This window comes from Oculatella sp. FACHB-28, assembly GCF_014696015.1.
GTDB lineage: Bacteria > Cyanobacteriota > Cyanobacteriia > Elainellales > Elainellaceae > JAAUTN01.
This window is the reverse complement of sequence record NZ_JACJPJ010000071.1, coordinates 1-23802: the sequence shown is the minus strand read 5'-3', so window position 1 is coordinate 23802 and position 23802 is coordinate 1. Positions and strand designations below refer to the sequence as shown.

The 23802-nt window shown below is 46.4% G+C and carries 23 protein-coding genes and 2 pseudogenes; 13 read left to right on the top strand and 12 right to left on the bottom strand.

Annotated features, from left to right (window positions below; translation table 11 throughout):
- Nucleotides 1-96 (top strand): annotated as a pseudogene (locus tag H6F88_RS15925) (IS5/IS1182 family transposase); the annotation flags it as partial.
- 1 nt (nucleotide 97) lies between these two features.
- On the opposite strand, the gene H6F88_RS15920 reads toward H6F88_RS15925, so the two are convergent.
- The 4 genes from H6F88_RS15920 to H6F88_RS15905 form a co-directional block, all read right to left on the bottom strand.
- Nucleotides 98-487, bottom strand: coding sequence for a TonB-dependent receptor plug domain-containing protein (locus H6F88_RS15920; RefSeq protein WP_190643738.1), 390 nt, complete (start codon nucleotides 485-487; stop codon nucleotides 98-100).
- Between the two features lie 241 nt (nucleotides 488-728).
- Nucleotides 729-1109: a hypothetical protein gene (locus H6F88_RS15915; RefSeq protein ID WP_190643737.1), complete on the bottom strand. Its 381-nt coding sequence runs from the start codon at nucleotides 1107-1109 to the stop codon at nucleotides 729-731.
- 179 nt (nucleotides 1110-1288) lie between these two features.
- Nucleotides 1289-2275: an AraC family transcriptional regulator gene (locus H6F88_RS15910; RefSeq protein WP_190643736.1), complete on the bottom strand. Its 987-nt coding sequence runs from the start codon at nucleotides 2273-2275 to the stop codon at nucleotides 1289-1291.
- Between the two features lie 129 nt (nucleotides 2276-2404).
- A complete protein-coding gene (locus H6F88_RS15905) occupies nucleotides 2405-2575 on the bottom strand; it encodes a hypothetical protein (protein ID WP_190643735.1) in 171 nt (56 codons plus the stop codon).
- A 130-nt stretch (nucleotides 2576-2705) separates the two neighbouring features.
- Here H6F88_RS15905 and H6F88_RS15900 point away from each other — a divergent pair, with 130 nt between their 5' ends.
- On the top strand, nucleotides 2706-4310 hold the full coding sequence (locus H6F88_RS15900; RefSeq protein WP_347277705.1) for a sodium:proton antiporter: 1605 nt from the start codon (nucleotides 2706-2708) through the stop codon (nucleotides 4308-4310).
- A 102-nt stretch (nucleotides 4311-4412) separates the two neighbouring features.
- Nucleotides 4413-4604 carry a hypothetical protein gene (locus H6F88_RS15895; RefSeq protein WP_190643733.1) on the top strand — a complete coding sequence of 64 codons (192 nt, stop codon included), beginning with the start codon at nucleotides 4413-4415 and terminating at the stop codon, nucleotides 4602-4604.
- 145 nt (nucleotides 4605-4749) lie between these two features.
- Here H6F88_RS15895 and H6F88_RS15890 read toward each other — a convergent pair whose 3' ends face one another.
- From H6F88_RS15890 to H6F88_RS15870, 5 genes are all read right to left on the bottom strand, one after another.
- Nucleotides 4750-5187: a hypothetical protein gene (locus tag H6F88_RS15890; RefSeq protein ID WP_199333636.1), complete on the bottom strand. Its 438-nt coding sequence runs from the start codon at nucleotides 5185-5187 to the stop codon at nucleotides 4750-4752.
- Nucleotides 5188-5319: 132 nt separating this feature from the next.
- Complete coding sequence (locus H6F88_RS15885) at nucleotides 5320-5691, bottom strand: DUF1636 domain-containing protein (protein WP_190643732.1); 372 nt, start codon at nucleotides 5689-5691, stop codon at nucleotides 5320-5322.
- Nucleotides 5692-5693: 2 nt separating this feature from the next.
- Complete coding sequence (locus H6F88_RS15880) at nucleotides 5694-6680, bottom strand: iron-siderophore ABC transporter substrate-binding protein (RefSeq protein ID WP_199333635.1); 987 nt, start codon at nucleotides 6678-6680, stop codon at nucleotides 5694-5696.
- Nucleotides 6680-9205, bottom strand: coding sequence for a TonB-dependent siderophore receptor (locus H6F88_RS15875; RefSeq protein ID WP_190643731.1), 2526 nt, complete (start codon nucleotides 9203-9205; stop codon nucleotides 6680-6682). Before H6F88_RS15875 ends, H6F88_RS15880 begins: the two co-directional genes overlap by 1 nt.
- Before the next feature lie 164 nt (nucleotides 9206-9369).
- Nucleotides 9370-10362 carry an AraC family transcriptional regulator gene (locus tag H6F88_RS15870; RefSeq protein WP_190643730.1) on the bottom strand — a complete coding sequence of 331 codons (993 nt, stop codon included), beginning with the start codon at nucleotides 10360-10362 and terminating at the stop codon, nucleotides 9370-9372.
- A gap of 289 nt (nucleotides 10363-10651) precedes the next feature.
- Between H6F88_RS15870 and H6F88_RS15865 the strand changes: the two genes are divergently transcribed.
- Complete coding sequence (locus H6F88_RS15865) at nucleotides 10652-11734, top strand: AI-2E family transporter (protein ID WP_190643729.1); 1083 nt, start codon at nucleotides 10652-10654, stop codon at nucleotides 11732-11734.
- A gap of 184 nt (nucleotides 11735-11918) precedes the next feature.
- A complete protein-coding gene (locus tag H6F88_RS15860; protein WP_190643728.1) occupies nucleotides 11919-12101 on the top strand; it encodes a hypothetical protein in 183 nt (60 codons plus the stop codon).
- A 63-nt stretch (nucleotides 12102-12164) separates the two neighbouring features.
- Here H6F88_RS15860 and H6F88_RS15855 read toward each other — a convergent pair whose 3' ends face one another.
- On the bottom strand, nucleotides 12165-13484 hold the full coding sequence (locus tag H6F88_RS15855) for an ATP-binding protein (RefSeq protein ID WP_190643727.1): 1320 nt from the start codon (nucleotides 13482-13484) through the stop codon (nucleotides 12165-12167).
- Nucleotides 13485-13780: 296 nt separating this feature from the next.
- On the opposite strand from H6F88_RS15855, the gene H6F88_RS15850 reads away from it, so the two are divergent.
- The 7 genes from H6F88_RS15850 (at nucleotide 13781) to H6F88_RS15815 (ending at nucleotide 23044) form a co-directional block, all read left to right on the top strand.
- Nucleotides 13781-14584 carry a helix-turn-helix domain-containing protein gene (locus H6F88_RS15850; RefSeq protein ID WP_190643726.1) on the top strand — a complete coding sequence of 268 codons (804 nt, stop codon included), beginning with the start codon at nucleotides 13781-13783 and terminating at the stop codon, nucleotides 14582-14584.
- Nucleotides 14585-15755: 1171 nt separating this feature from the next.
- Nucleotides 15756-18386, top strand: coding sequence for an S-layer family protein (locus tag H6F88_RS15840; protein ID WP_190643724.1), 2631 nt, complete (start codon nucleotides 15756-15758; stop codon nucleotides 18384-18386).
- Nucleotides 18387-18656: 270 nt separating this feature from the next.
- Nucleotides 18657-19550, top strand: a complete 894-nt coding sequence (locus H6F88_RS15835; protein ID WP_199333634.1) for an ABC transporter permease subunit — start codon at nucleotides 18657-18659, stop codon at nucleotides 19548-19550.
- Between the two features lie 40 nt (nucleotides 19551-19590).
- Nucleotides 19591-20643: an ABC transporter substrate-binding protein gene (locus H6F88_RS15830; protein ID WP_190643723.1), complete on the top strand. Its 1053-nt coding sequence runs from the start codon at nucleotides 19591-19593 to the stop codon at nucleotides 20641-20643.
- Nucleotides 20644-20663: 20 nt separating this feature from the next.
- Entirely contained in the window at nucleotides 20664-21503 is an 840-nt protein-coding gene (locus H6F88_RS15825; protein ID WP_190643722.1) for an ABC transporter ATP-binding protein, read from the top strand.
- Between the two features lie 138 nt (nucleotides 21504-21641).
- Nucleotides 21642-22553, top strand: a complete 912-nt coding sequence (locus H6F88_RS15820; protein ID WP_190643721.1) for a TauD/TfdA family dioxygenase — start codon at nucleotides 21642-21644, stop codon at nucleotides 22551-22553.
- A gap of 167 nt (nucleotides 22554-22720) precedes the next feature.
- Complete coding sequence (locus H6F88_RS15815) at nucleotides 22721-23044, top strand: multidrug efflux SMR transporter (protein WP_190643720.1); 324 nt, start codon at nucleotides 22721-22723, stop codon at nucleotides 23042-23044.
- 62 nt (nucleotides 23045-23106) lie between these two features.
- Here H6F88_RS15815 and H6F88_RS15810 read toward each other — a convergent pair whose 3' ends face one another.
- Nucleotides 23107-23307 carry a hypothetical protein gene (locus H6F88_RS15810; RefSeq protein WP_190643719.1) on the bottom strand — a complete coding sequence of 67 codons (201 nt, stop codon included), beginning with the start codon at nucleotides 23305-23307 and terminating at the stop codon, nucleotides 23107-23109.
- A gap of 70 nt (nucleotides 23308-23377) precedes the next feature.
- Between H6F88_RS15810 and H6F88_RS15805 the strand changes: the two genes are divergently transcribed.
- A complete protein-coding gene (locus H6F88_RS15805; RefSeq protein ID WP_190643718.1) occupies nucleotides 23378-23638 on the top strand; it encodes a hypothetical protein in 261 nt (86 codons plus the stop codon).
- 59 nt (nucleotides 23639-23697) lie between these two features.
- Here the strand turns inward: H6F88_RS15805 and H6F88_RS15800 are convergent.
- Nucleotides 23698-23802, bottom strand: a pseudogene (locus H6F88_RS15800) (IS1 family transposase); the annotation flags it as partial.

Sequence of the window (23802 nt, the reverse complement as noted above, 5' to 3'; positions counted from 1 at the left end):
TTTGCAGGACGTTATCGCAACCGCAGAAAACGGTTTGGCTTGCGCTTGAACCTGATTGCTGGCTTACTCAACTATGAATTGGCACATGCCTCTTGATTCATGCAGGAAGTCTACTGCATTGAGCTGTAACCATAGTCACTAAATTGATAATGCCGCCTGGCTCAAGTGCACCACACAACACCGATGCGGGCCCCTTTAGAATTTCAACCCGCTCCAAATTTTCTGTTTCAACTAGGGGCGAAAAAACATTGGGCACCCGAATTCCATTGCGAAATATTTGACCCGTTGCCGTAAACCCTCGAATGTTGAACTGATCCAGCGCATCACCAAATCCGCCTTCTTCTCCAATCCCGCTCACGTTACGAAAAATATCAGGTAATCGTAGTGCGTTCTGCTCTTGAATCACCTGCTGTGGAACTACCTGAATCGAACCAGGAACTTCTAGAATGGGCGTATCAGTCCGGGTTGCAGTCGTGGAATTATCCACAATGTACCCTTCCTCCTGCTCATCCGTTACTACTACTTGAATAGCGTCCTCTTCAGTTGCCCCAATGCTTTGGGCATTTGAAGTGATACTTAATATTAAATTTTGGTCTACTCCGTTGATGGAGACTGTTGGAGGTGCATCTGCTCCAGTAATGGCTACTCACACGCGGTTATTGGGTAAGTTTGTTGCACTGATTAGCGCAATTCCCTCTGCCGGATTAGACTGTTGAAACTCATCTGCATCAGATAAAAAATAACACCGCATCAGGGATATTGATGATCAATGCATTTCCGACAACAGATGTAGACGGTGTTGGCTGCGTTCCGGTTATTTCCAGGGTTACTTCGAGTCCAGAATCCGACGGATTCACCTGTATTCCAGTAATTTCAACAATGGAGGACTGAGCAATTTGGGTAATCCACTCATCAACAGTTGTTGCAGAAGGTTCTAACTCACTGATTTGAGGAATGCTGCTGGTTGCACCCACCTGTTCTAAAGAATTGATGCCTCCAGAATTCCCAACTTCTAAATCTTCTGAATTGACTTCTGCCCATGCCGATTGGACACAGCAAACTGACAGCACCGTTGCCACAAAAATCGATCGCTGTAATTGATTCATCATGCCTCTACACGCCAACACCAGGGAAAGGAAATCAGACCTGAAGAACCAGGCGATTCCCTTACTTCGTTTTGCATTTGCTTATCTGCAAATAATTCTCAAATAGCTTACAGGTAAGATTGAACGTGTGAGCGATCGCTTTGATCAACAGCGGGAATTTTTTGATCACTAACAGGAATTTTTTAACCTACCTGCTGCTTAGCAACAAGCGAATAGGCTTTAGGATTAGTGCCAAATTTTTTGCGAAAGGCAGCCGCAAAATAGCCTCGGTTAGCAAACCCCACTTCACGAGCAACTTCGCTCACGTTCAAGCTTCCAGCTTCCAGCAATGCTCTGGCTCGTTCCATGCGGTAGTGGTGTAAGCAGCCAAAGACAGTAGTGCCAAAAATAGTGCGGAAGCCTTGCTTTAGCGTGAACTCATTTAACCCGACTTGACGAGCTAAACCTTTAAGTGAGGGTGGATTATTGAGGTGTTGCGACAGAATTTTCCTGGCATGGTGAAGTCGATCAATATCATCGGGCTTAAAGGACGGTTGAGGCGGGTTTTGGAGCGGATGCAGCATTTGTTCCAGATGGAGGGACACCAGTTCCCAAACTTTGCTCTCCAGGTAAATCTGCCGGGTCATATCTGTGTAAGGGCAGTTGAGAACTTGCTGCACGACAGCTCGCATTGCCATCGTCGGAGTTGCCTCATAGGTATAGCGGTCTTGTTTCAAGGGATTCACCAATTCCCTCAGCGGGGGTGCATATTCGAGGCGATCGCCCATCCACAACCGAAACAACTCTGGCTCCAGATGAAAACTCACGTCGAGAACCTGCCAACCCGAAACATCCTCATGGATGCTGCTTTCAGCCAAACCACCTCCCGAAAAGAAGTAATGCTCTGAAAAACAAGACTGTTGAGGATGCTCTTGAACAACCGTAAATTCATATTCCAGCGGGTGTTCACGTTCAGGCACCTCAACAATCAAATCCTGGTGAAGTTGGTAGTCGGCGATTGCTAAAACTAACCCCTCACGCAGCCGAATTTCTCGAATAGAACCGTGCCCCAACTGGGCTGAATAGTGCCAGGTGATGTCAGCCGAATCGGGGGTAGATGCAGTTTGCTCATCGGCTATATTCTTCTGAACCAAATTCCAGTAGTCACTTTGAGAAAGGGCGATCGCCATTGTTTCTAGGTAAGTGAGAAAGGGAAAACGAGCTTACACCAAGAAGCCTATCATTAATGAAAAATTTTCTCAATACTTATCTCGTTTCTAGGGGCTATTGTAATGATAAATGTGTGAATACACAGGGACCTATACGGTTTGCCCCATTACCACTTTTGTCTCATCTAACGTGACTTCCCTTAGCGACGTTTCACGCTCTCTAATGGTTCGTTGCTTCTGTGGGGTAGATTGAGTTGAGCAAGAAACAAGCGCGATCGCCACAATCACCCAAGCAAAACACAGATGATGTTTCAACCCCATTAACATTCACCTCATTACTCTGATGCAGCGTTGATCCTTCAAGCACAGTGGGAATTCCTGTAGACTCAAACAGTAGTTAACCTTTGAATTCAGGGAATAGCGACTTATGGGAGGATCGGCAATGGAGTGGATGGTCGCGCAACAAAATCCGTTAAGCAACAGCCCTGTTGAAAGCGGTCAAGCGGCAGGCAGCATTCCTGAACTGGTCATTGTTCTGATTATTTTGCTTATGATCGCAACGGTGGTTGCTCTGGTGACTCAGCGGTTGCAAATTCCCTATGTAACAGGGTTAGTGCTGGCAGGGTTACCCATTACAGAGGTTCTCTCGCATCGGATTGGGTTAGACCCCTCTCTAGTTCTCAATCTTTTCCTGCCAATTTTGATTTTTGAAGCGGCAATCAATACCGATGTCAGCCGTCTCCGCAGTACCTTCAAGCCGATCGCCCTTTTAGCAGGACCAGGATCAATCTTATCTTCGGCAATCATTGCAGCGATCGTGAAGTATGGTTTGGGGCTGGGCTGGATTCCTGCGCTGCTGATCGGAGTGATTCTAGCAAATACCGATACAGTCTCAATGATTGCAGTCTTTAAGGAAATCCGTGTGCCTTCTCGACTATCCACCATTGTCGAGGGAGAAACCCTGTTTAATGATGCGGCTGCCCTGATTTCTTTCAACTTGATTTTAGTTATTTATACAACAGGTTCACTCACGGCTGTGCAAGGTGTGAAGGAACTGCTTGTTGTTTCTTTGGGCGGGGGACTAGTGGGTGCCATTTTAGGCTACTTGAGCCTACCCATATTTGTTCGCTTGAATGACCCGTTAAGTAGTCTCTTGCTGACGGTCGCTCTAGCATTGGGAACCTTTCAGATCGGGCAATTTTTGGGCGTATCGGGTGCGGTGGCTGTAGTCATCGCGGGACTGGTTTTCGGCAGTCTGGGGCTACCTCGAAGTTCCTCTGCATCTGATCGCATTACTCTGCTGAGCTTTTGGGAATATGCAGGTTTTGGAGTCAACACATTTATTTTTCTGCTGATTGGTATCGAGATTAATCCAGCCACACTCTGGAGAATTTTGCCATCGATTCTACTTGTGATTTTGGCATACCAACTGGGACGGATTCTCTCAGTTTATTTACTGCTAGCAGGACTACGAAGATTTGATCGTCCTATTCCACTACGATGGCAGCACGTTCTAGTCTTAGGGAATATCAAAGGTTCTCTTTCAATGGCGCTAGCCGTTGCGATTCCCCTCACTTTAACTGGACGAGATCTCATTATTGAATTGGTGTTTGGTGCCGTTTTATTTTCTCTGGTGATACAAGGATTAGTCATACCCTGGATAATCAAACGCCTTAACATTAGCCATGCTTCTGAGATAATGCAGGAGATGGGAAAGTTGCAGATCCAGTTGATCGCAGCTAAAGCAGCTCAAGATGAATTGGATAGTTTACTAAAATCAGGTGTGCTACCCAAGGCAGTTTACGAGGAACTGTGGGCATCTTATCAAGCGCGAGTGGCACAATCAGAACGAGTGCTGCGAGATTTTCATAATCAGCATCGAGCAGGTGAATTGCAGAGCGATCGCAGTGGGCTAGATGCAGTTCGACGACGACTGCTTCTTGCAGAAAAAGGAGCCGTGAGCGATGCGCTCCGCAAACGCATTGTCCCAGAAGATCTAGTACAGCCTTATGTCAAGGATTTGGATGAGAAACTTCTATCGTTGGAAGATGACTAGTGCAAATGCCTAGTCTAAATTGCCCAATAGTAGGAAGCTGAAAAAAACGTTAACCTATTCACAATGACTGCATTGTGTGTGACGCATCTCAGATAGGAAAGGATGATTACTAGCATTCTTAATCCTAAAGGCATTCTACTTTTCGTGGCATTTCTGCCTCAATTTGTAGATGCTCAGATCGGGTATGTGGCCTTACAGATGCTAATTTATGGACTCTCCTTTACAACTCTGTGCTTACTAATTTATGGAATGATTGGTCATTTTGCAGGTAGGCTAGGCGATCGCTTAACCTGACAACCGCGAATTGCTGACTTCAGGAAGTGTTTTGATTGGGCTAGGATTACGAATGGCTATACTAGAGCGCAAATAGTTGCGTAAGTCTTGTGATTTTGCTATGAGAGCGGATACAAGGAGGCAATGGTAAGAGTTGAGTATCTGCCTAGTCAATATAGTCGCGGATCATATCCGGAGTTTCTGGGTTATTTGAAGTGATTGGGCGATCGCCATCCACTGGAAGCGTTTTGAGAACTTGAACTTCATTTGTTTCAATTGGTCGTCTGCCATCTTCGTGGACAACTTCTTTCACATCAAAATTGCTAGGAGTAATTGGGCGATTACCATCAATCCCCAAGGTCTTATCAGTCTCTATTGGACTGGCTGTAATTGGACGACTGCCATCCACTTCGAGGGTGTCGCGTACATCAAGGTCATCAAAAACGATCGGACGATTGCCATCTACTGGTAAAACGTTCTGTACCTGAAGATCGCTGCCATCAATCGGGCGATTGCCATCAATTCCAAGCATTCTCACGTTTTGCTGATCTTCCCCTAAAGGAGTGATAGCGCTGTCATCCGGATGCTTCTGCTGTGTACTCATCGTTTAAACTCCTGATCTTCATAGCATTTCTCTATTTTTAACGAGTTGATTGAGCATCGAACAACTGTCTAAGGGTCGGTTCTAGGCTATTTCACGCACGAGGAGATCTACTATAGTGATTGCATCTTTCCTTCAAGGTTCCGGCAAGGGTGGAACTCTAACTAGCAAGCGCGATCGCAACTCTCCTGGCATTTTGGGCGGTTTCACATATCCGTCAGCGCTATTCTGGTAGAGTTCGCTAAACTGCTGCAATTCAGATACAAACTCGGCATGGTGCAGATCAACAAAGTGATAGGTGTATTTGCCAGAACAGGCAAAAGTAACAGAGCAGGGGCGATCGCACGTCCATAAACACCCTACTGATTGCACATTCAGTTCGGTCAGATTCAATTCCTGTAACTGTTTAAGTAACAAAACTCCCTCTGTAATGGTGTCGTCGGTGACATCATCATGGGCGATCGTCGCACTACATGTTCTACAAACAAACAGCGTATGTTTTGTCATGGTTAGGGTGCTTCAATGAGGTACTTAAACAGGTCATCAACGATTGCATTGGCGGCTAGAGGTCCACTGCCAATCCAATAGCTTGGAACGAGATACACTTTGTTGTTTTGCACAACATTAAGTGTTTTCCAGAGGGAATCATTCTGCAACTCCTCTAGCTTTTTCTGGGCTTCCTGATTTGCCTCAGCCTCATTTTCTGCCGTCCAAACAAACAAGACATCTCCATCTGCCTGACTCAACAACTCGCGGCTAATCGCCTGTTGAATTGGGTTATTGGCAGAGCGTTGAGCTTCCTCTGCACCCAAGTCTTGAGCAGGGGGACGGGCTAGCCCAGCATCTTGCAAAACAGTGCCAGGAAAGGAATCTCGCAGGTAAAGATTGATGCTGTTGGGATAAATTCTGATAACAGAAACTTTGGGTTGGCGATCGCCCATTGCAGCTTTAAACTCCTCCAACCTTTTAGAGTAGTCTGCCATTACCTTCTGGGCGACATCTCCTCGTCCCAACGCTTCACTCACAGTTTGAAAAAACTCTTTCCACTGACCGCTATGCTCAAATTTGAACAGAACGGTTGGCGCTATTTGTGATGTTTGAGCATAAATCGTTTGGTAAGAATCTACGCCCACGATCAGATCGGGATTGAGTTCAATCACTTTCTCTAAACTGGGTCCCCCGAATTGACCAATGTTCTCAACGTTATTCAGTTGATTGCCTAAGTGGGATGAAAGGTTAGAGAAAACGGTCGCAGTGGGTTTAAGGTCCACTGCGATCGCAGCTTCAAAGGTGACAGAGTCTAGCGTGACTAATCGCTCAAATGAATTGGGTACACAGGTTATCCCAGCTACATGTTCTACTGAAGTGCAGTTTTCTGTGATTGCTCCCGACCTGTCGGTTGAAGAACCTCCCTGGCAAGCAGCTACTAATCCTAGCGTTAGCAGCACCAGCACCAGCATTCTCCAACGTCTCCACTTAGGCATCATTTCTACCATTAGAACTCTACTGTGATTGTCCCCAATACGGTTAAAGGCGCACCCGGGTTAACTCCTAATCGAGAGTCAAAGTTTGCCGATGTGAAGTACTCAATGTCAAACAGATTTTCAATGTTTAACTGAGCACGCCAATTGTTCCGCCGATAAAACACAGCAGCATCCGTTCGGAAAAAGCTGGGAATGGTGAAAGTATTGTCTAAATCACCGAAGCGATCGCTCAGATACAGAAACCCTAGACCAAATCCTAGTCCTTCTAAATCACCTTGCTGAATTTCGTAGGTTGTCCATAGGCTGAACTGATGATCAGGAACGTTAGCCAAATTATTACCCACTGTAGGGCGGGTATCCTGACTCACATAAGCATCTAGGTAAGTGTAGGCAGCCGTAATATCCCAACCTGATGAGATTTCTCCGCCCAAGCCCAGTTCAATACCGCGACTAGCGACTTCGCCTGTTTGAAGCGAGAAATCAGGATCGTCGGGATCAGGATTACTAACATTTTGTCGGCGAATATCAAAAGCAGCCAGGGTTAGACTCAGTTGGTCTGACAAATCGGCTTTCATTCCCACTTCAAACTGTCGCCCTGTTTCTGGCTCAAAGGTTGAAGCATCCGCATTGCGGCTGGCTCCAAAGGAGGGATTAAACGAGCGAGTGTAAGAAGCATAGAGCGAGATCGACTCAACCGGTTGATAAACGATGCCAAATCGAGGGCTAAACTCACTATCGGTTTGCTCAAATTCTGATCTAGGTTCATCTAGATTTTGAGTGGTGCGAAATTGGTCAGCAGAATCATAGCGAACGCCTGCCAGTAGATTTAGGTTAGGCAGAAGTTCAACCTGGTCTTGCAGATAAACGCTGATCGTATCGATGTTGTCATCTCGGAAAAACTCGGGCTTAATATCGTAAGGATCTCTGGTGTAAACTGGATCAAATACATTAATCGGTGTGTAGAGATTGCTGAATTGAAACTCTGGAGCTTCTGCATCATGGCGATATTCAACTCCTGCTAGTACCTGATGCTCGATCGAACCTGTGTTGAACTCGGCGATCGCCTCAGCGTTGGTGAAGAATCGTCGATATGAGCCACCCGCAAAGTATTCGAGGCGAGAAAGTTCTCCAGTCGCCTCATCGAATGAGTCAAAGGATGGGTAATATCGTTCTGGTTCGTACTGCAAATATTGCAGCGTGTGTCTTACAGAGAGTGCGTCATTGAATTGGTGATTGAGCCTGTAGCCCAGACTAAACTGCTCTTGCTCAAACTCACCAAAGTCTTCACCAAAGAAGCGATCGCGTGGAACGTCCAGAATCCCATTGCCAAATGCGGGAATCCCTTCATCAACTGTCTCCTGATTTCTAACGTATTGACCATACAAATCAAGAGAAGTATTTTCCCCAATATCCCACGTGAGAATAGGAGAAATAACTAATCTTTCTCCATCGACAAAATCGCGAAAACTGCCGTAGTTCTCATAGCCTAAATTTAGCCGATATCGAACAGTGCTCGCCTCATTCAAAGGTCCGGAGAAATCTAGAGCGCCGCGATAAGTGTCAAAACTACCTGCGGTGAATGAGGCTGAGTAAAACGGCTCACTTAAGGGTCTCTTAGAAACCAGGTTGATGATACCGCCCGGTTCTCCTTGACCAAACAGCACAGAAGCCGGACCTCTCAAAACTTCAACCCGTTCTAGATCAATTGTGCTGGACGGGGCTAGTGAAAAAGTAGCAATGCCATCTCGAAAGATGCCGTTGTCAGATGGAAAGCCTCGAATCAGAAAACCTGGCCCAAATACGCTGGTCCCTCGTCCACCTACTGAAACTACACTCCCTGCTGTTTCAAGTGCATCTCCTACTTCAGCAACGTTTCGGTCTTCAAGCACTTCTTGTGGAATCACCTGAATCGAGAGTGGAATGTCGCGCAGAGGAGTATTCGTGCCCGTTGCCGTACTGGAGTTTGACGGGTTATAGCCGTCATCCTGCTCATCCGTCGCTACGATCTGGATCGCTTCTGTCTCTGTTCCTTCTGCTGTCTCTGCCTCTGGAGCAATGCTAAACAGCAACCCCTGCCCTTCTACAACTTCGACTGTTGGAGGTGCTTCTGAACCTGTGATCGCAACGCGCACACGATTATTAGGTAAAGAGGTAATGGCGATTAGAGCAACGCCTTCAACCGGATTAGATGCCTGAAATTCATCTCCATCGGGTAATTCCAATGTTGCATTATCAATATTGACAATTAACGCATTTCCAACAACAGACGGTGCGGCAGGTTGAGGCACCCCAGTTGTTTCCAACTGTAATTCCAATCCCTGTGGCGTTGAATTTAACTGCACTCCCGTAATGGGTACAGGTGCGGCTGTAGATTGAGCGACCCATTCTGAAAGGGTTGTTGCTGGACGGTCGAGTTCACTTAATTGAGGAATATCGCTTGTTGCAACTGATTCTTCTTGAGTTTCTGCTTCTGCTGCTGCCGATCGTTCCCTCTCTTCATCAGAAAAATTAGCCTCTGCCCAGGCAGGAGAAGTCATTAGAACTAACGCAAATGTTAGAAATGCCGATTGCTGAATTGGTCTTAACACTACGCCACACACCACTGTTCTATTCAGGTAAATAAGAATTCTTCTCAGTAAGATACTGGTAAATGTGGGTATATTAGCGATCGCTCTGACTGCTACCCGGAATTTTTTGAACGTTAGGCGGAATTCCTATCTCTCGATAGATACGCCCTGGGAGTTACCCCAAACCGTTTGCGAAAAGCCGCTGCAAAGTAGCTGCGGTTGGCAAACCCAATGGATTGAGCAATTTCAGAGATGTTCAATCGACGTTCTTCCAGAAGCTGTCGGGCTTGCTCTAGGCGATGCTCGTGCAAACATCCAAAAGCTGTCGTGCCAAACACCTGACGGAATCCCCGCTTGAGCGTGCAGTCATTAAGACCCACTTGTCGCGCCAACTCAATCAGTGAAGGTGGGTTGTCAAGTCGCTGCAATAGAATATTTCTGGCCTGGTGAATCCGATCGACATCGTCAGGCTTTAATGAGTGAGTAGGATAGATACTTTTTGTCGTCTCATGTCGTTTTAACTCTTGCTCTATTAATAGAGCCATCAGTTCCCAAACTTTGCTCTCCAGATACATTCGTTTGGTGATGCCTTGAAACGGGCATTGAAGAATTTGTTGGAGTGCTGTTTGCATTGCTCCTGTCGTGGTACCAGAGCAAACATGATAAATTTGTGGAGAAGATTTAATTAAATGCTGCAACTCTTGTGGAAGAGAGGCTGAAGTTTGACCTAGCCAGGTTGTGAATAGCTCTGGATCGATGTGAACATTCACATCAACCTGCTTAGTATCAGACCATTCTGTAAGTTCAGCGGGAGCTAAGCCACTGCCGTAGAGAGAGTATTGCCCAGCACGAGCAGAACTTCCCTGATTTGTATGACCACCAGAAAGGTGAAAGGTATATTCTAAGGGATGCTCTCGCTCTGGCAACTGCATCACGATCGAGTCGTGCAATTGATAATGAGCGATCGCCAGTTCTAACCCATCCCGCAATTGAATCTCGCGCCAATATCCCTGCCCCAACTGCTCAGGGTACTTCCAGACCGTATCAAATTCGTCAGTAGTAGGGGCATTTTCTTCTGCATCCTGAAACAGTGCCCGATAATCGTATTGAGAAAGCGTAATCGTCATTGACTTTATTCTGGATTGCGGATTAAGGGCGATTGCTAATTGATAGAGCCACGTAGGAACGTTTCTGGCATAAGGGCGAGCAAAATTCGACGAGAAATGAAAAAAATAAAACCGTCTTCAGATTACTATTCTCTTTGCCTTATTGCAAACTATTCTCAGAAGTAAGCAAATTTAGAGTACTGCACACGCCCTCAGGTTTTGCCTGACTTACGCTCTTAAGGAGGACGCCGACCCGCTTGAAACGGATTAAAGTTACTCCATCTGCTCAAGCGATTTAGGAGGCGAATTTGTGCGTTTAGGGCAATGGATCAGCGTAATCGCCCTTTTGATCTCGCTTTACATCATGTGGCGCATTCGTCAAGTGCTTTTGCTCGTGTTTGGGGCGGCAGTCTTCGCAACGGTGTTAAATCGGGTTGTGCGGCGACTGCAAATGAGCGGAGTCAAGCGGGGAATTGCGATCGCCATCACATTATTGATTCTGTTTGTCACTTTAGCCGGTTTCTTTTTGGTGATTGTGCCTAAAATCGGTGATCAGGTGCAGCAGTTCACCGCCCTTTTGCCAGAAGGGATTGAGCAACTGCGGGCAGGATATGAGTGGCTACAAGAGCGGATTCCAGGGCAGATATTAGAAGACAATCGCAGTATCAGTGCGCTGCTGCAAAATTTGCAGAACTGGACTAGTCGCTTGTTGGGTAACTTTTGGCTATTGGTCAGCAACTCAGTCAGCGCTGTCATAAGTTTGCTGCTGTTTCTAGCAATCACGATCATGCTGTTGCTCGATCCGTTGCAGTATCGACGGGTGTTTGTGCTGGCGTTTCCAGCCTTCTATCGTCGGCGGGTTGACGAAATTTTGGACAAGTGTGAACAATCACTGGTGGGCTGGAGCCGGGGGACTTTGCTGGCAATGCTTACCATTGCCGTTGTGAGCTATATTGGTCTACTCATTCTGGGAGTGCCGTTGCCGCTTGTGAACGCGCTCATAGCCGGTTTACTAGAATTTATTCCCAATATTGGACCTACACTGAGCATCGCTCCGCCAACGCTGCTGGCATTACTTGACACACCTTGGAAGGCGGGCGCTGTCATTATCCTATATCTCCTGATTCAACAGTTTGAAAGCTTGGTGTTGGTGCCTCTACTAATGAAGCACGAAGCATCTCTGCTACCGTTGTTTACCGTGTTGGCCGTAGTCGTTTCCTCCATCTTTTTTGGCTTCTTAGGACTATTTTTGGCAGTACCCCTGCTGGTTGTAGTGCAGATTTGGTTAAAAGAAGTTTTAGTCGAAGATATTCTGAACCAATGGAAAGGGGACGAGGAGAAGATAAAACCCAACGATCAGATTCCTATCGAACCTGCTAAATCAGATTCCTAAAAGAATTTCAGGCAGGAACTTAACGCTCTTTGAGGCATAGGATGCAGCGATCGCCACGCCCTAAACCTAAAGATTGAGTCGAAGCCCAAAATCTTGGCAACTATTTACGGATTTTGGCTGATTGCGAATGAAGTACCGATTAGCGATGCTTAAGTTATAGCAACCACCTGATCGGTCACTTCTTATGCAGATTCCTCTGAAACTACAAGCCCAACTGAATGCTCTCTCTTCGACAGAGATCGAGGAAATCAAACGTTTGTTTGCCAACTTGCCCAGTCAGGATAATGAAATCCAGGCTTTGATTGCAGACAATCTTGATGCACTAATTGAAGTTTTGACCTGCACAGACGAAGTGCTTGCAGCCTGAGCGCTTCAGGTTTTCTAGTCTCGGTGCCTTGACCCTGAATACACAGGACGTCGGCGATCGCCCCTACTCCACAACTTCAGGAGCAGCTAGCGATCGCCGCTCCGCGTCCAAGATAACTGTAAAGGTCGTGCCCACTCCAAGTTGACTTTCAACTTCGATCGTGCCCTGCTGTAAATCCACAAATCGCTTCACAATATTCAGCCCCAGCCCGGTTCCGGGGATGTTGCTGACGTTCCTACCTCGGTGAAACGGCTCAAACAGGTAAGGCTGGTCTTCAGGCGGAATGCCGATTCCTCGGTCTTTGACTTGAAAGATCACCTGCTGCTTTTGTCGCGATAGGCGAAACCGAATGCTGCTCTGCGGCGGTGAGTATTGCACAGAGTTGGACAAGATATTAGTTAGAATCGATCGCAGCAGTTTCTCGTCCAGTTTTGCAGGGATGGCTTTGTTGCGGCAGATGAACTCGATTTGATGACCGCTGCTGCCGTAATTCATCTCCGAGACAAGATTGCGACAAAACTGCACAAGCTCAACTTGGCTGGGCTGGATTTCGATTCGCTTAGCCTCAACCTTGCCAATGACTAAAATTGCGTCAATCATCTGGGTCATACGCTCTACATTTTCTTCGATACCCAGCAGATAGTTTGTCTTTTGTTCAGCCGATAAGTGAGTGTCGTACCTTCCTAGAGAAGAAACCGACAGCAAAATGTTGTTGAGCGGATTGCGAAACTCATGGCAAACCATTGACACAACGCGCGATCGCAACTCACTTAACTCCTTTAACTGCTCATTGGCTTGATAGAGTTCAGCCGTACGTTCTCTCACTTTAAGTTCTAATTCTTCGTTGGCACGGTGTAAAACTGCCTCTGCCCATTTGCGCTGTGTGATGTCTTGAAAGGTGACGACGGCCCCAATCAGTTTTCCCTGTTCGTCACGCATAGGTGTGCTGATATATTCCACTGGAAAACTGGTGCCATCCTTTCGCCAAAATACTTCATCTGTAACCCGGTGCACAGCGCCATCTTTAAAGGCTGCATAAATTGGACAGGTCTGTTTAGGGTAAGGAGTATGGTCGCGTTTGGAGTGATGCAAGACATCATGCATAGACTTGCCAATTAGCTCGTGAATCTCCCAGTCAATCATTTGAGCGTCCGCCGGATTGACAAAAGTGGCGTTGCCCTGCAAATCTACGCCATACACCCCTTCACCAATGGCATTCAAAATGAGCTGATGCTGGCGGCGCAGGTTCTCTAGATCTACACTGGCATCCGTAGATGCTTCTAAGCAAATCGGTGCATCAGATAAGTCAGAAGACAGTGAATCAGAAGATAGAGATGGGTTAGAAGATAGCGGTGAGGAGGACAGCCAGTAATATTGCCGCATAGTTTAATTAAAGGGTTAGCTAATTGAGTAGGTTGTGAACAGTCAGATTTATAGTGAACAGACTTGAAACAGATAAACTTATACCAGCTTTGTATCAGGGCAATTTCTTCATACTTCGCCAAAGGGATAACCGCTGCGCTCCAATCATACTGTAGTGCATTACACATAAAACCTATCTAAAAAATATTTAGATATAGATGCAGGAAAAACGTAACTGTAGCCTCCTTAGATCTGCACTCAGAGCAGGCTTCATGAGGCTAACTCGTGCTGTTTTTGAGCATTGAGATAAGGATAGAATGAAAAAGATTCTTGTGATTGAAGATGAAACGCAAACGCGAGATATCTTTTTGAAATGTTTGTCGTTTGAGGGTTTCTTCGCATTAGGTGCTGAAAGTGGGTTAGCCGGAATGAAGCTCGCGCAAACTCACTTACCCGACCTGATCGTGTGTGACATCATGATGCCCGATGTGGATGGTTACACTGTCCTCTCTACCCTGCGCCAAAACTCCTCCACAGCAGTCATTCCCTTTATCTTTTTGACCGCCAAAGTGACCATGACCAACCTGCGACGAGGAATGGAATTGGGAGCAGATGATTACCTAACTAAGCCCTGTACCGTGGAACAGTTTTTGCTGGCGATCGCCACTCGTCTGCAACGCCAGGAAACCCTGAAACACTGGTACGCCAACCCTCAGCTCGAATCTCTATCTGCGACAAACGCTGCTCCAGCAAACCCTAAATCCATTTTCCCGAACAACCCCAAACTAGCTAAAGTATTTCGCTTTATTGAAGCGCACTATCACCAGTCCATTAGCCTCACCGATGTAGCTCAAACCGCAGGTTATTCTCCTGCCTATTTGACTAACCTGGTGCAAAGTCAAACGGGGCGAACGGTAAAACAGTGGATTACCGAACGGCGAATGGCCGAGGCTCGTAAACTGCTAGTGAATACAGCTCACTCCGTCAGTCAGGTTGCTGAAATAGTTGGCTATGCAGATGTCAGCTACTTCATTCGTCAATTTCGTCAGTTTCACAATACCTCACCCCAAGCATGGCGGAACTCCATCAACTTTCAAGATGTAGAGGCTCAGGCAGTGTAAGAGGAGCAATATTCACCTTGTCGTAGAGATAATGAATGCTTGCCCTACCCGTCAACACATCTGCTTTAACAACGTAAATTGTGGTGCAACGGAGCTGCACCACAATTTATACAGAAGGCTAGCAAAAGCCAGATTTTATTGAGTTTGTCGCTGTTTGCGATTCTGCAATAGACTTGCACCAAGCGTACCGACCACTAACGTACCTAGTACAGTAGAAGGCTCAGGTACTGTCCTAACTTTGACTCGAAAAGACGAGCCCGATCTCGCTCTTAGTATTAACCTTTTAACACTAGCGCCACCAAAAGGATTGTTGTACCTAGCCCTTGGAGTGAGGGTAGAAGGTCTACTACTAATTCTTCCACCTGCACTAAAAGTGCATCGTAGTCCAGGAAGACACGCAACAGCCGTAACACCGCTTCTAGGCGTAAGTATTTGAATAGAATCAATTACAATAGGTTCATCAAAGGTTACTGACTTTGTGGCAGTATTGCTGTTAATAGAAAGGGCTATTGCTTGAGCTTCAGTAGGTAAAGCCACAGTACTACCAGCAATCAACCCAAGACAGATTAAAGTAGACTTGAAATTCATAGAGCCTTTGCCTCCTTAAAGTTAGTAAATTTACAATGCTTCATTTCTCTGCTGATGCAATCAATGCTGAAATCAGGAATTGATGCAATCGTTGAGAATCTTTAACGGCGCCTTTTTTCTAACTGTCTTGCTTGCAGTACCAACACACTTCATATCTGTGTAAATACTGACATGTTCCTCTGGAGGTCAACAATACGTTTACTGAAACTTTATCAGTAAGTTGTTATTCGCAACGGCAATAATTAGTCTTGCTGGTCTGAAGGATGAGTTGTAGCGGGAGTAACCTATCCGCGCAGCATACAATTCATACCTGGATTGAGCAACGCTGTATTTGAAAACTACTTCGATTGATTAATCCGGTAATAAGTGATTGTTTAAAGATTCTATAAAGATTGGTTGAAATAAATTTCAGAACTCAGTTTTTAAGCAGTCCAACTTATATCAGCAAAATTAACTTTTCTGAAGTAAACTACGGCTTTTATTGTACTTATGTTATTTAAGATTCTTATAAGTACATTTGAAATTTGGGCGCGAAGCATTGGAGCGATCGCATCTTAGAGATTGCAAAAGATGAAGTGATTTTATGTTTCAGCGTAGGTGGTTGCAGATTTGGAGGCTTGGATTAGCAAGTTCTGTAATCCTGGTTTGGGTGCTTACCTTATTTAAACATTGTGCCTTTGCTCAATCTAATCTCACCCCTGATACTGCCCCAGATCGCAATTTGGAGACGCAAGTTGAATCGCTCGCCCCTTCAATAAATCAAATTCGAGGCGGCACTCAGCGAGGAAGCATTCTTTTCCATAGCTTCTTCGAGTTCAATATTCCTGAGAACCGCAGTGTCTACTTCGAAAATCCGTCTGGAATCACCCATATCCTGAGCCGAATCACAGGAAATGACCGTTCTGAGATTTTAGGGACGTTAGGTGTAGGCTCTCCCAGTGCATTGGGTACTGCCGATCTATTTTTGCTCAACCCCAATGGAATCTTATTTGGAGAAAATGCAAAGCTAGATACCAGAGGCTCATTTCTGGCAAGTACAGCAGACAGCTTACAGTTTGACGATTGGGAGTTCAGTACTACTGCTCCCCAACCTATTCCCACTCTAGTTGTGAACCTTCCGATCGGTTTGCAATTTGGCAGGGCACCCCAAAGTATCATCCATCAAGCTGGAAGAATTGACGATATAGGTGAAGCAGTTGATGGACTACAGGTACAGCCAGGTGAAGCTTTAGTACTGGTAGGAGGTGACGTTAGGTTAACTAGTAGCGTTCTCATAGCTCCAGGTGGTCGCATTGAGTTAGGTGGACTCGCAGAACCAGGAGTCGTAGATTTACAGTTTGTGAATAGCCAACTCCACCTAGTCTTTCCGACGGGCATTGCCCGAGCAAACGTATTTATAATCGACGGATCTCGGGTGATTCTTGCAGATGCTGGGGGAGGCAGTATCGAAATTAATGCTCACAATTCAGTGATTAGAGCAAGTTGCCTTTCAACTGGACAAACTTTCTGCATCAGTAATGAATTAAACGATAATCAGCTCGGAAACTTTAGGTTCAATTCTACAGGTGCAGTAGCAATTACGAGTGGAAGCGAAGTCTCAACCACTGGAGGTGATATCGATATTCAAGCTGAATCCCTGACTCTAGATCGGTCTCGGCTATTAACTGGAACTGGAGCAGAAGTTAATTCAGGCAACGTGACGGTGCAAACTACTGATTTTGTAAGGGTGCTAAATGATAACGGTTTTATATCTGCAACCGCTCTGGGTTCGGGAAATGGAGGCCATATCTCTATTGAAACTGGGAGGTTAAGCATCCGCGATGGAGGAAGGATTTTTACGGAAGCCCGAGGAGCGGGAGACGCTGGAAGTTTGAATATACAGGCGACAGAGGTAGAAGTCACGGGCTGTATTCCTGCAAACTGTAGTGAACTGAGTACGCGTACTGAAGCTGGCAGCGTAGGCGATGCCGGAGATTTAAGAATTCAGACCAGGAGATTGATTGCTGAAGACGGAGGGATTATTACAACGACGACTCGGGGTGATGGACAGGCAGGAGAACTAGAGGTAGTTGCTGATTCTATCCAGCTGATCGGAGTCAATGGAAGCTCTCGCAGTAGTCTAAATTCTAACGCCGGACCTAACGGTACTGGCAGCGCCGGAAGAGTAACAGTAACAACCAGAGAATTGACCGTTCAAGATGGAGCGATTGTTCAAGTTCGTACTCGAGGTCAAGGTCAAGGTGGTTTTCTGGATGTGCAGGCTACTGATTTCATCCTAGTAGAAGGCACGACTGGGGAAGCTCGCAGTACTTTGTCTGCTGAGTCTACGGGGTCTGGAGAAGCGGGGGATGTCAGGATTACAACCGGGGAGTTGATAGTTCGAGATGGAGCAGAAGTGACGGTGGAAGGGGACGACTTGGGAGCGGCAGGTAATTTGTCAATTAGTGCTGGATCTGTTCTTTTGGATGAGGGAGAGCTAACAGCACAAACTCAAGCAGGAAGCGGTGCAAATATTGTTTTACAAGACTTAGATATCCTGCTGATGCGCGATCGCAGCCTTATCTCTGCCCGAGCACTAAATGATAGTAGTGGTGGCAATATCACGATTAATGCTGACTTTATTGTGGCTGTCCCTTCAGAAAACAGTGACATTACTGCGAATGCTTTTGCCGGTTCAGGAGGTGAAGTCAGCATTACATCTCAAAGTATTTTAGGCTTAGCACCTCGCAGTAGAACAGAACTTGAAACACTGTTGGAAACCGATGATCCAACTGAACTGGACCCGCAGCGTTTACCCAGCAATGACATTACTGCCATTTCGCAGGTTAATCCTGCATTAAGTGGTCAGGTCATTATCACAACTCCTGACGTTGATCCTAGCCAGGGAACTGTTGAGCTGCCTGATGCTCCTGTAACAACAGAAATCAGCCAAGCCTGTGGGGGGGGAGGCGATCGCGCTACTAGCCGATTTATTAGCAGTGGCAGGGGTGGCTTGCCAACCAGTCCTTATGAACCGTTGAGCGGCAGTAATGTATTAGATGACGTGCAGTCACCTGTTCAATTAGCGGCTTCTCCTGATGATTCTCGTAGCTCTGCAACAGATGTGCCTAGCTCAATTGCAGAAGCACAAGGATGGCGGGTTGATGCACAAGGCGAGGTTGTGTTAGTAGCAGAGGCTTCTTCACTCGCGCAAGAGAGTTGTCTAATTCGCTAGAGTGTCTACCAGGGGTTTTCGGGAGACAAAACCACTGAACTAGAACAAATTAAGACTTACGCAAGGGACATTGGAATGGATGGGTGCTTGAGTTGCTCAATCAAGTAGTTCGAGAGCATCCCATGCTTAATCTGAATAAATGGCTCTGCCGCTTTGATAGGCGTGCTGCTCCGCAGATGCCACAAGGGTCGTTTTCAGGCGGCTCCATACCGAAGCAAACATTAAGCTTTTAAAACTACTTAAAATCGGGCGACAAACCGTAGTATTTTAATGGCATACTACACTTCACTGCTTGATTTACTCTTTATGGTGCTCAAAACGAGTCAGCAGAGGAATGCTCCGTCCGGTATTAACCGTGGCGTTGGTTCTCAATACTGGGCGCTTTTAAGGAAGCTCTCGACCACAGAGGGATTTATTTCTCTTACTTCGGTGTTGGTGATTCTATTCGTCTGGTACCTGACCACTGCTTTAGAGTGGGTTGATCCTCTTTTTCTACCCACTCCGCTAGCAGTTTGGTCTGCATTTGTAGAAATCCTAAGGGATGGGTACAAGGGAAGCTCTCTGTTTTTTCACATTTACCAGAGTATGTATCGGTTGGGAGTCGCTTTGGTGCTGGCGATCGCAACTGCAATCCCCCTGGGTATGTTATGCGGTTTCTTTAGTCCGATCCGAGCTGCGCTTGACCCAATCATTGAGTTTTACCGACCGCTACCCCCCCTTGCCTATTACACACTTTTAGTTATCTGGCTGGGCATTGAAAACCCTTCAAAGATAGCCCTGCTGTTTCTGGCAGCATTTGCACCACTATTTCTAGCAGTGATTTCGGGAGTACAACGAATTTCTCTCGATCGCATTAATGGAGCCCGTTCACTGGGTGCAGAAGGGTGGCAGTTGTTTTTTTACGTGATTTTGCCATCGTGTTTGCCAGAAATATTTACAGGATTGCGGACTGCGATCGGTGTTGCTTACTCAACCCTGGTAGCAGCAGAAATGGTCGCTGCGGTGTCTGGAATTGGCTGGATGGTGTTAGACGCCAGCAAATTTTTGCGAAGTGATGTAATTTTCGTCGGCATCATCATTATGGGAATTATTGCCATTCTGATTGATGCTGGAATTCGCTGGGTACAAAGAACACAGCTTCCCTGGATTGGTCGTGATAGCTAAGTAGCGATTTGCTGTATTCAATTCTTCAACTGTTATTCCTATGTCATTGAAACGAAGACATGTGTTGTTTGGGTTAGTGGGTTTGAGTTTACCGTGGGTTGCCTCTAGTTGCACTAGCCAATCTCCTGAAGCATCATCTACTCCAGAATCGACAACCGCTGCATCTTCAGCATCAGGGACAGCCGCCCCCCAAAAGATTCGGGTTGGATATCAGGTCTATGCAGGGTCTGAGCTGTTGGCAAAGGGGTTAGGTTTAGCAAAGGAAGCCTTTCCCAACTCGGAAGTGGAATATCTCAGGTTTGATGCAGGTCGAGATGTTAATACAGGGCTGGCTGCAAAAGGGATTGATTTTGGCGTATTAGGGTCTACAGCCGCCGCAGTTGGAATTTCTAGCGGCATTCCTTACGATATTTTTTATCTGTATGACCTGATTGGCGAAGCGGAGTCTTTAGTTGTGAGAGACACCATTAAGACTGCGGCTGATCTGCGCGGTAAGAAGATTGCTGTTCCATCTAGCTCGACTTGTCACTACTCACTACTGTCTTATTTAAAGCTGGAAGGCATCGGGCAAAATGAATTAACCGTTTTAGATCTGGTTCCTCCCGATATGTTAGCAGCATGGCAACGCGGAGATATTGATGGTGGCTACGTTTGGGAACCCACTCTATCAAAGCTTCAGCAGGATGGAGGAACAATCTTGACGACTTCAAAGGATTTGGCAGAGCGAGGCTATGCCACCTTTACGGTAGCAGTGGCGCGGAGCGAGTTTGCTCAACAGTATCCTGATGTGCTGAAGCAGTATGTAGCGATGCTTGACCAGGCAGTGCAGACGTATCGTGATCAGCCAGATGAGGCTGTAAACGCACTAGCATCTGAATTGGGAGTTGCCCCCGAAGAAGCCGCAATCCAGGCGCAGCAATCTATCTGGTTAACTTCTTCTGAGCAGAAAGATGCCAAGTATTTTGGTACATCAGATAAACCAGGAGCAACTGCAAAGGCGTTGGAAGATACGGCAGCATTCATGGTTGAGCAAAAGGCGATTCCGTCTGCACCTGATCAGGACGCTTACCAAGAGCGCATTTTGTACATCTAAATCATTGAGCTAGAAAATCTATGAATGCTTATTCCCAAACAGTGATTTCTCCTTCTAACCCAGCAGTCAGAGGTGAGGCGATCGCCCAGATCTCTGAGTTAGGGCTGACCTTTGGAGCGGGAAATGCCCAAGTTGAAGTGTTGAAATCAATCAATCTGGAAATCAAAGCTGGAGATTTTGTGTGCGTTCTAGGGTCATCAGGCTGCGGCAAAACGACGCTTTTGAGAGCATTGGCGGGCTATCAGCGACCCACACAAGGAACAGTCACGGTATCTGGCAAAGCTCATACCAAACCGGATGCAAATGTAGGGGTTGTCTTTCAACGTCCTAACTTATTTCCCTGGCTGACGATCGCCAAGAACGTCGAGTTTGGACCCAAAATGCGACAGATCTCAAAGCAAGAGCGCAGGCAGCGAGTTTCCTATTATCTGGAGATGGTGGGACTAGACTATGCCGCTCGGTTGTTACCCTATCAACTCTCAGGAGGAATGCAGCAGCGTGCAGCGATCGCCCGTACATTAGCAGCTAATCCATCCTTGATATTGATGGATGAGCCGTTTGGTGCGCTTGATGCTCTAACCCGAGAATCAATGCAGACTCACTTAAGAGATATCTGGCATCGTACCGGCAAGACCATCTTTTTCATCACTCATGATGTTGAAGAAGCAATGTTACTTTCAACTCGCCTCTTAGTGATGCACGCTCGTCCGGGTCGAATTGTGAAAGATATTACCAATCCGTTTGCCAATCGACTAGGTAAAGAATCCACTGCAAGTTTGCGCTCGTCTAAAGAGTTTATTGAAGTGCGAGAAAGCCTGGTTTCTGGTATTCGAGAACCGGATAAGGCACATGGGCACTAATGATTCCAGTTCTTTCAACCACGGTTAGATCGTAACCCCACGCGCTATAAGTGCCGGAGTTTCCACTGCTTTTAATGGGCGATCGATTGCCTACTGCGATCGCTGTACTCATGATTCTTTAGAGGGAAAAAAATAACTGTGAGCTTTACAACCTTTGAACTCTCTCCTGTATCCGCACGGATTGGTGCAGAAATTCTTAACGTAGATTTGAGTGGTGAGCTAAGCGACACGTTTATTCAAGAGATTCGTCAGGCATTGATCAAATACAAGGTCATTTTCTTTCGACAACAATCTCTCAATGCAGCCGGACATGTTGCTTTTGCTCGTCGCTTTGGTGAGATTACAACAGCTCATCCCACCCTGCCTCCGCTGGTAGAGCATACTGAAGTCCTGGATCTGGATTATGGACGCACAGCCACCCGTTCTAATGAATGGCACACGGATGTGACGTTTGTCGATCGCCCTCCGCTCGGTTCTATCTTACGAGCCGTTGAGATTCCTCCTGTGGGTGGCGATACCGTTTGGGCGAATTCAGCCACTGCTTATCAAGATTTACCCACTCACCTTCGCACCCTTGCCGATCAACTCTGGGCAGTCCATAGTAATATTTATGACTATGCTGCCGCTGCCATTACTCCCTCTGAAGCCCTGAAGGATTACCACAAGGTATTTACCTCAACCTTGTATGAAGCCCTGCACCCTGTTGTGCGGGTACATCCAGAGTCAGGTGAACGGGGATTGTTCATTGGCGCATTTGTGCAACGCATCCAGGGGCTATCTGAGACGGAGTCAAAAGATGTGCTGCGGCTGTTGCAGTCCTATGTAACACGTTTAGAAAATACAGTTCGATGGAAGTGGCAAGTCGGAGATGTTGCATTTTGGGACAATCGATCGACCCAACACTACGCCATTTATGACTATGAAGGGCAACCCCGACGAGTACAGCGAGTCACCATCGTAGGCGATCGCCCACAAAGCATTGATGGCAAATTGAGTCAGGCACTCAAAGGTGACTCTTCAACCTATGTTCGTGAACCTGCTTTAATTTAAAGCACTCATTCGGACGCTATCCGCAATTTCTAAATGTCTTCTCGAAATTAGAGTAACAGCACTGGTGACGACAGCAGAGGCACATGAGTTAATCGAAGTGAGGTGCTATCGTTAACAGATGACCTGGTTTTCCGTTTTGGTTAGTAACATCACAAGGCAATTATTTCATGCAGTGGCTTTATTTGGGCTTGGCTATTATTGCTGAAGTTGCTGGAACTACCTGCATGAAGTTGTCACAGGGTTTTACTAAAACCCTTCCCAGCATTCTAATCTTTTGCTTTTATGGACTGTGCTTTGTCTTCCTAACGATGGCGTTAAAGAAGATGGAAATTACTACAGCTTATGCAATATGGGCAGGTTTAGGAACAGCTTTAATTACCATTGTCAGCATTGTGTGGTTTAGAGAACCAGCTAACGCTCTCAAAATCATCTCCATCGGCTTGATTGTTTTGGGTGTAATTGGGTTGAGATTAAGTAGCAACGGACACTAAATCCAGGCGATTCAGTAAACAATTGACTGAATCAAACCTGTACGGTTGTGTCGCAAGAATTTTTAGAAGGGAGCGTCTTCGTCAGTCTGGGAAAAAGCGTCGTGCAGTTTAGATGGAAGGGGCGATCGCCAAATTATTGAGCAGCGTTGGGCATTGGCACCGTTGATGGCAGCAAACAATGGTTGGGCAAGGTTGCCCAAACGGTCAATCTCTCGCGGGAATGGTTTCGCAAGCGGGACAAAGCCTCCGCTCAGCTTCGTCATCGGGCTAAGCAAGCTCTTTGTTGTGCCCAACTTTTGCTATGATGGATGACGAGTTAGGCACTACAGAAGCATGTCCTTCATTCGCCGCAAACGAGTTCACACGTGCACTTCGGAGGGGCGAAAAGACTATTTCTACTACTATCGAGTGAAAAACTACTGGACTGACGATTGCCCCAAGCCTAAGCAGCGAGTGTTAGATTATCTGGGCATGACTGATAAGGCGATCGCCAAATTGGAGGCATCAGAAGCCTATCAGGAGGAGAAAACAAAACTACTGGCACGACTGCGAAGCCTGATCGGTGAAGAGTTAGGCACTACCCCACAAGTTTGAACGCAACTAGAGCAATAACAATGACTGATGCAGAAAAGGCGTTGCTGAAACCGTAATGGTTAAGTAGGTAGAGGAATAGCTCGATACTTCAAATAGTGAAGCAGCAAACGGAGTGAACATTTCAACATCTCAAGGGATTTGGAGTAGCACAAGGTTTTACGGTG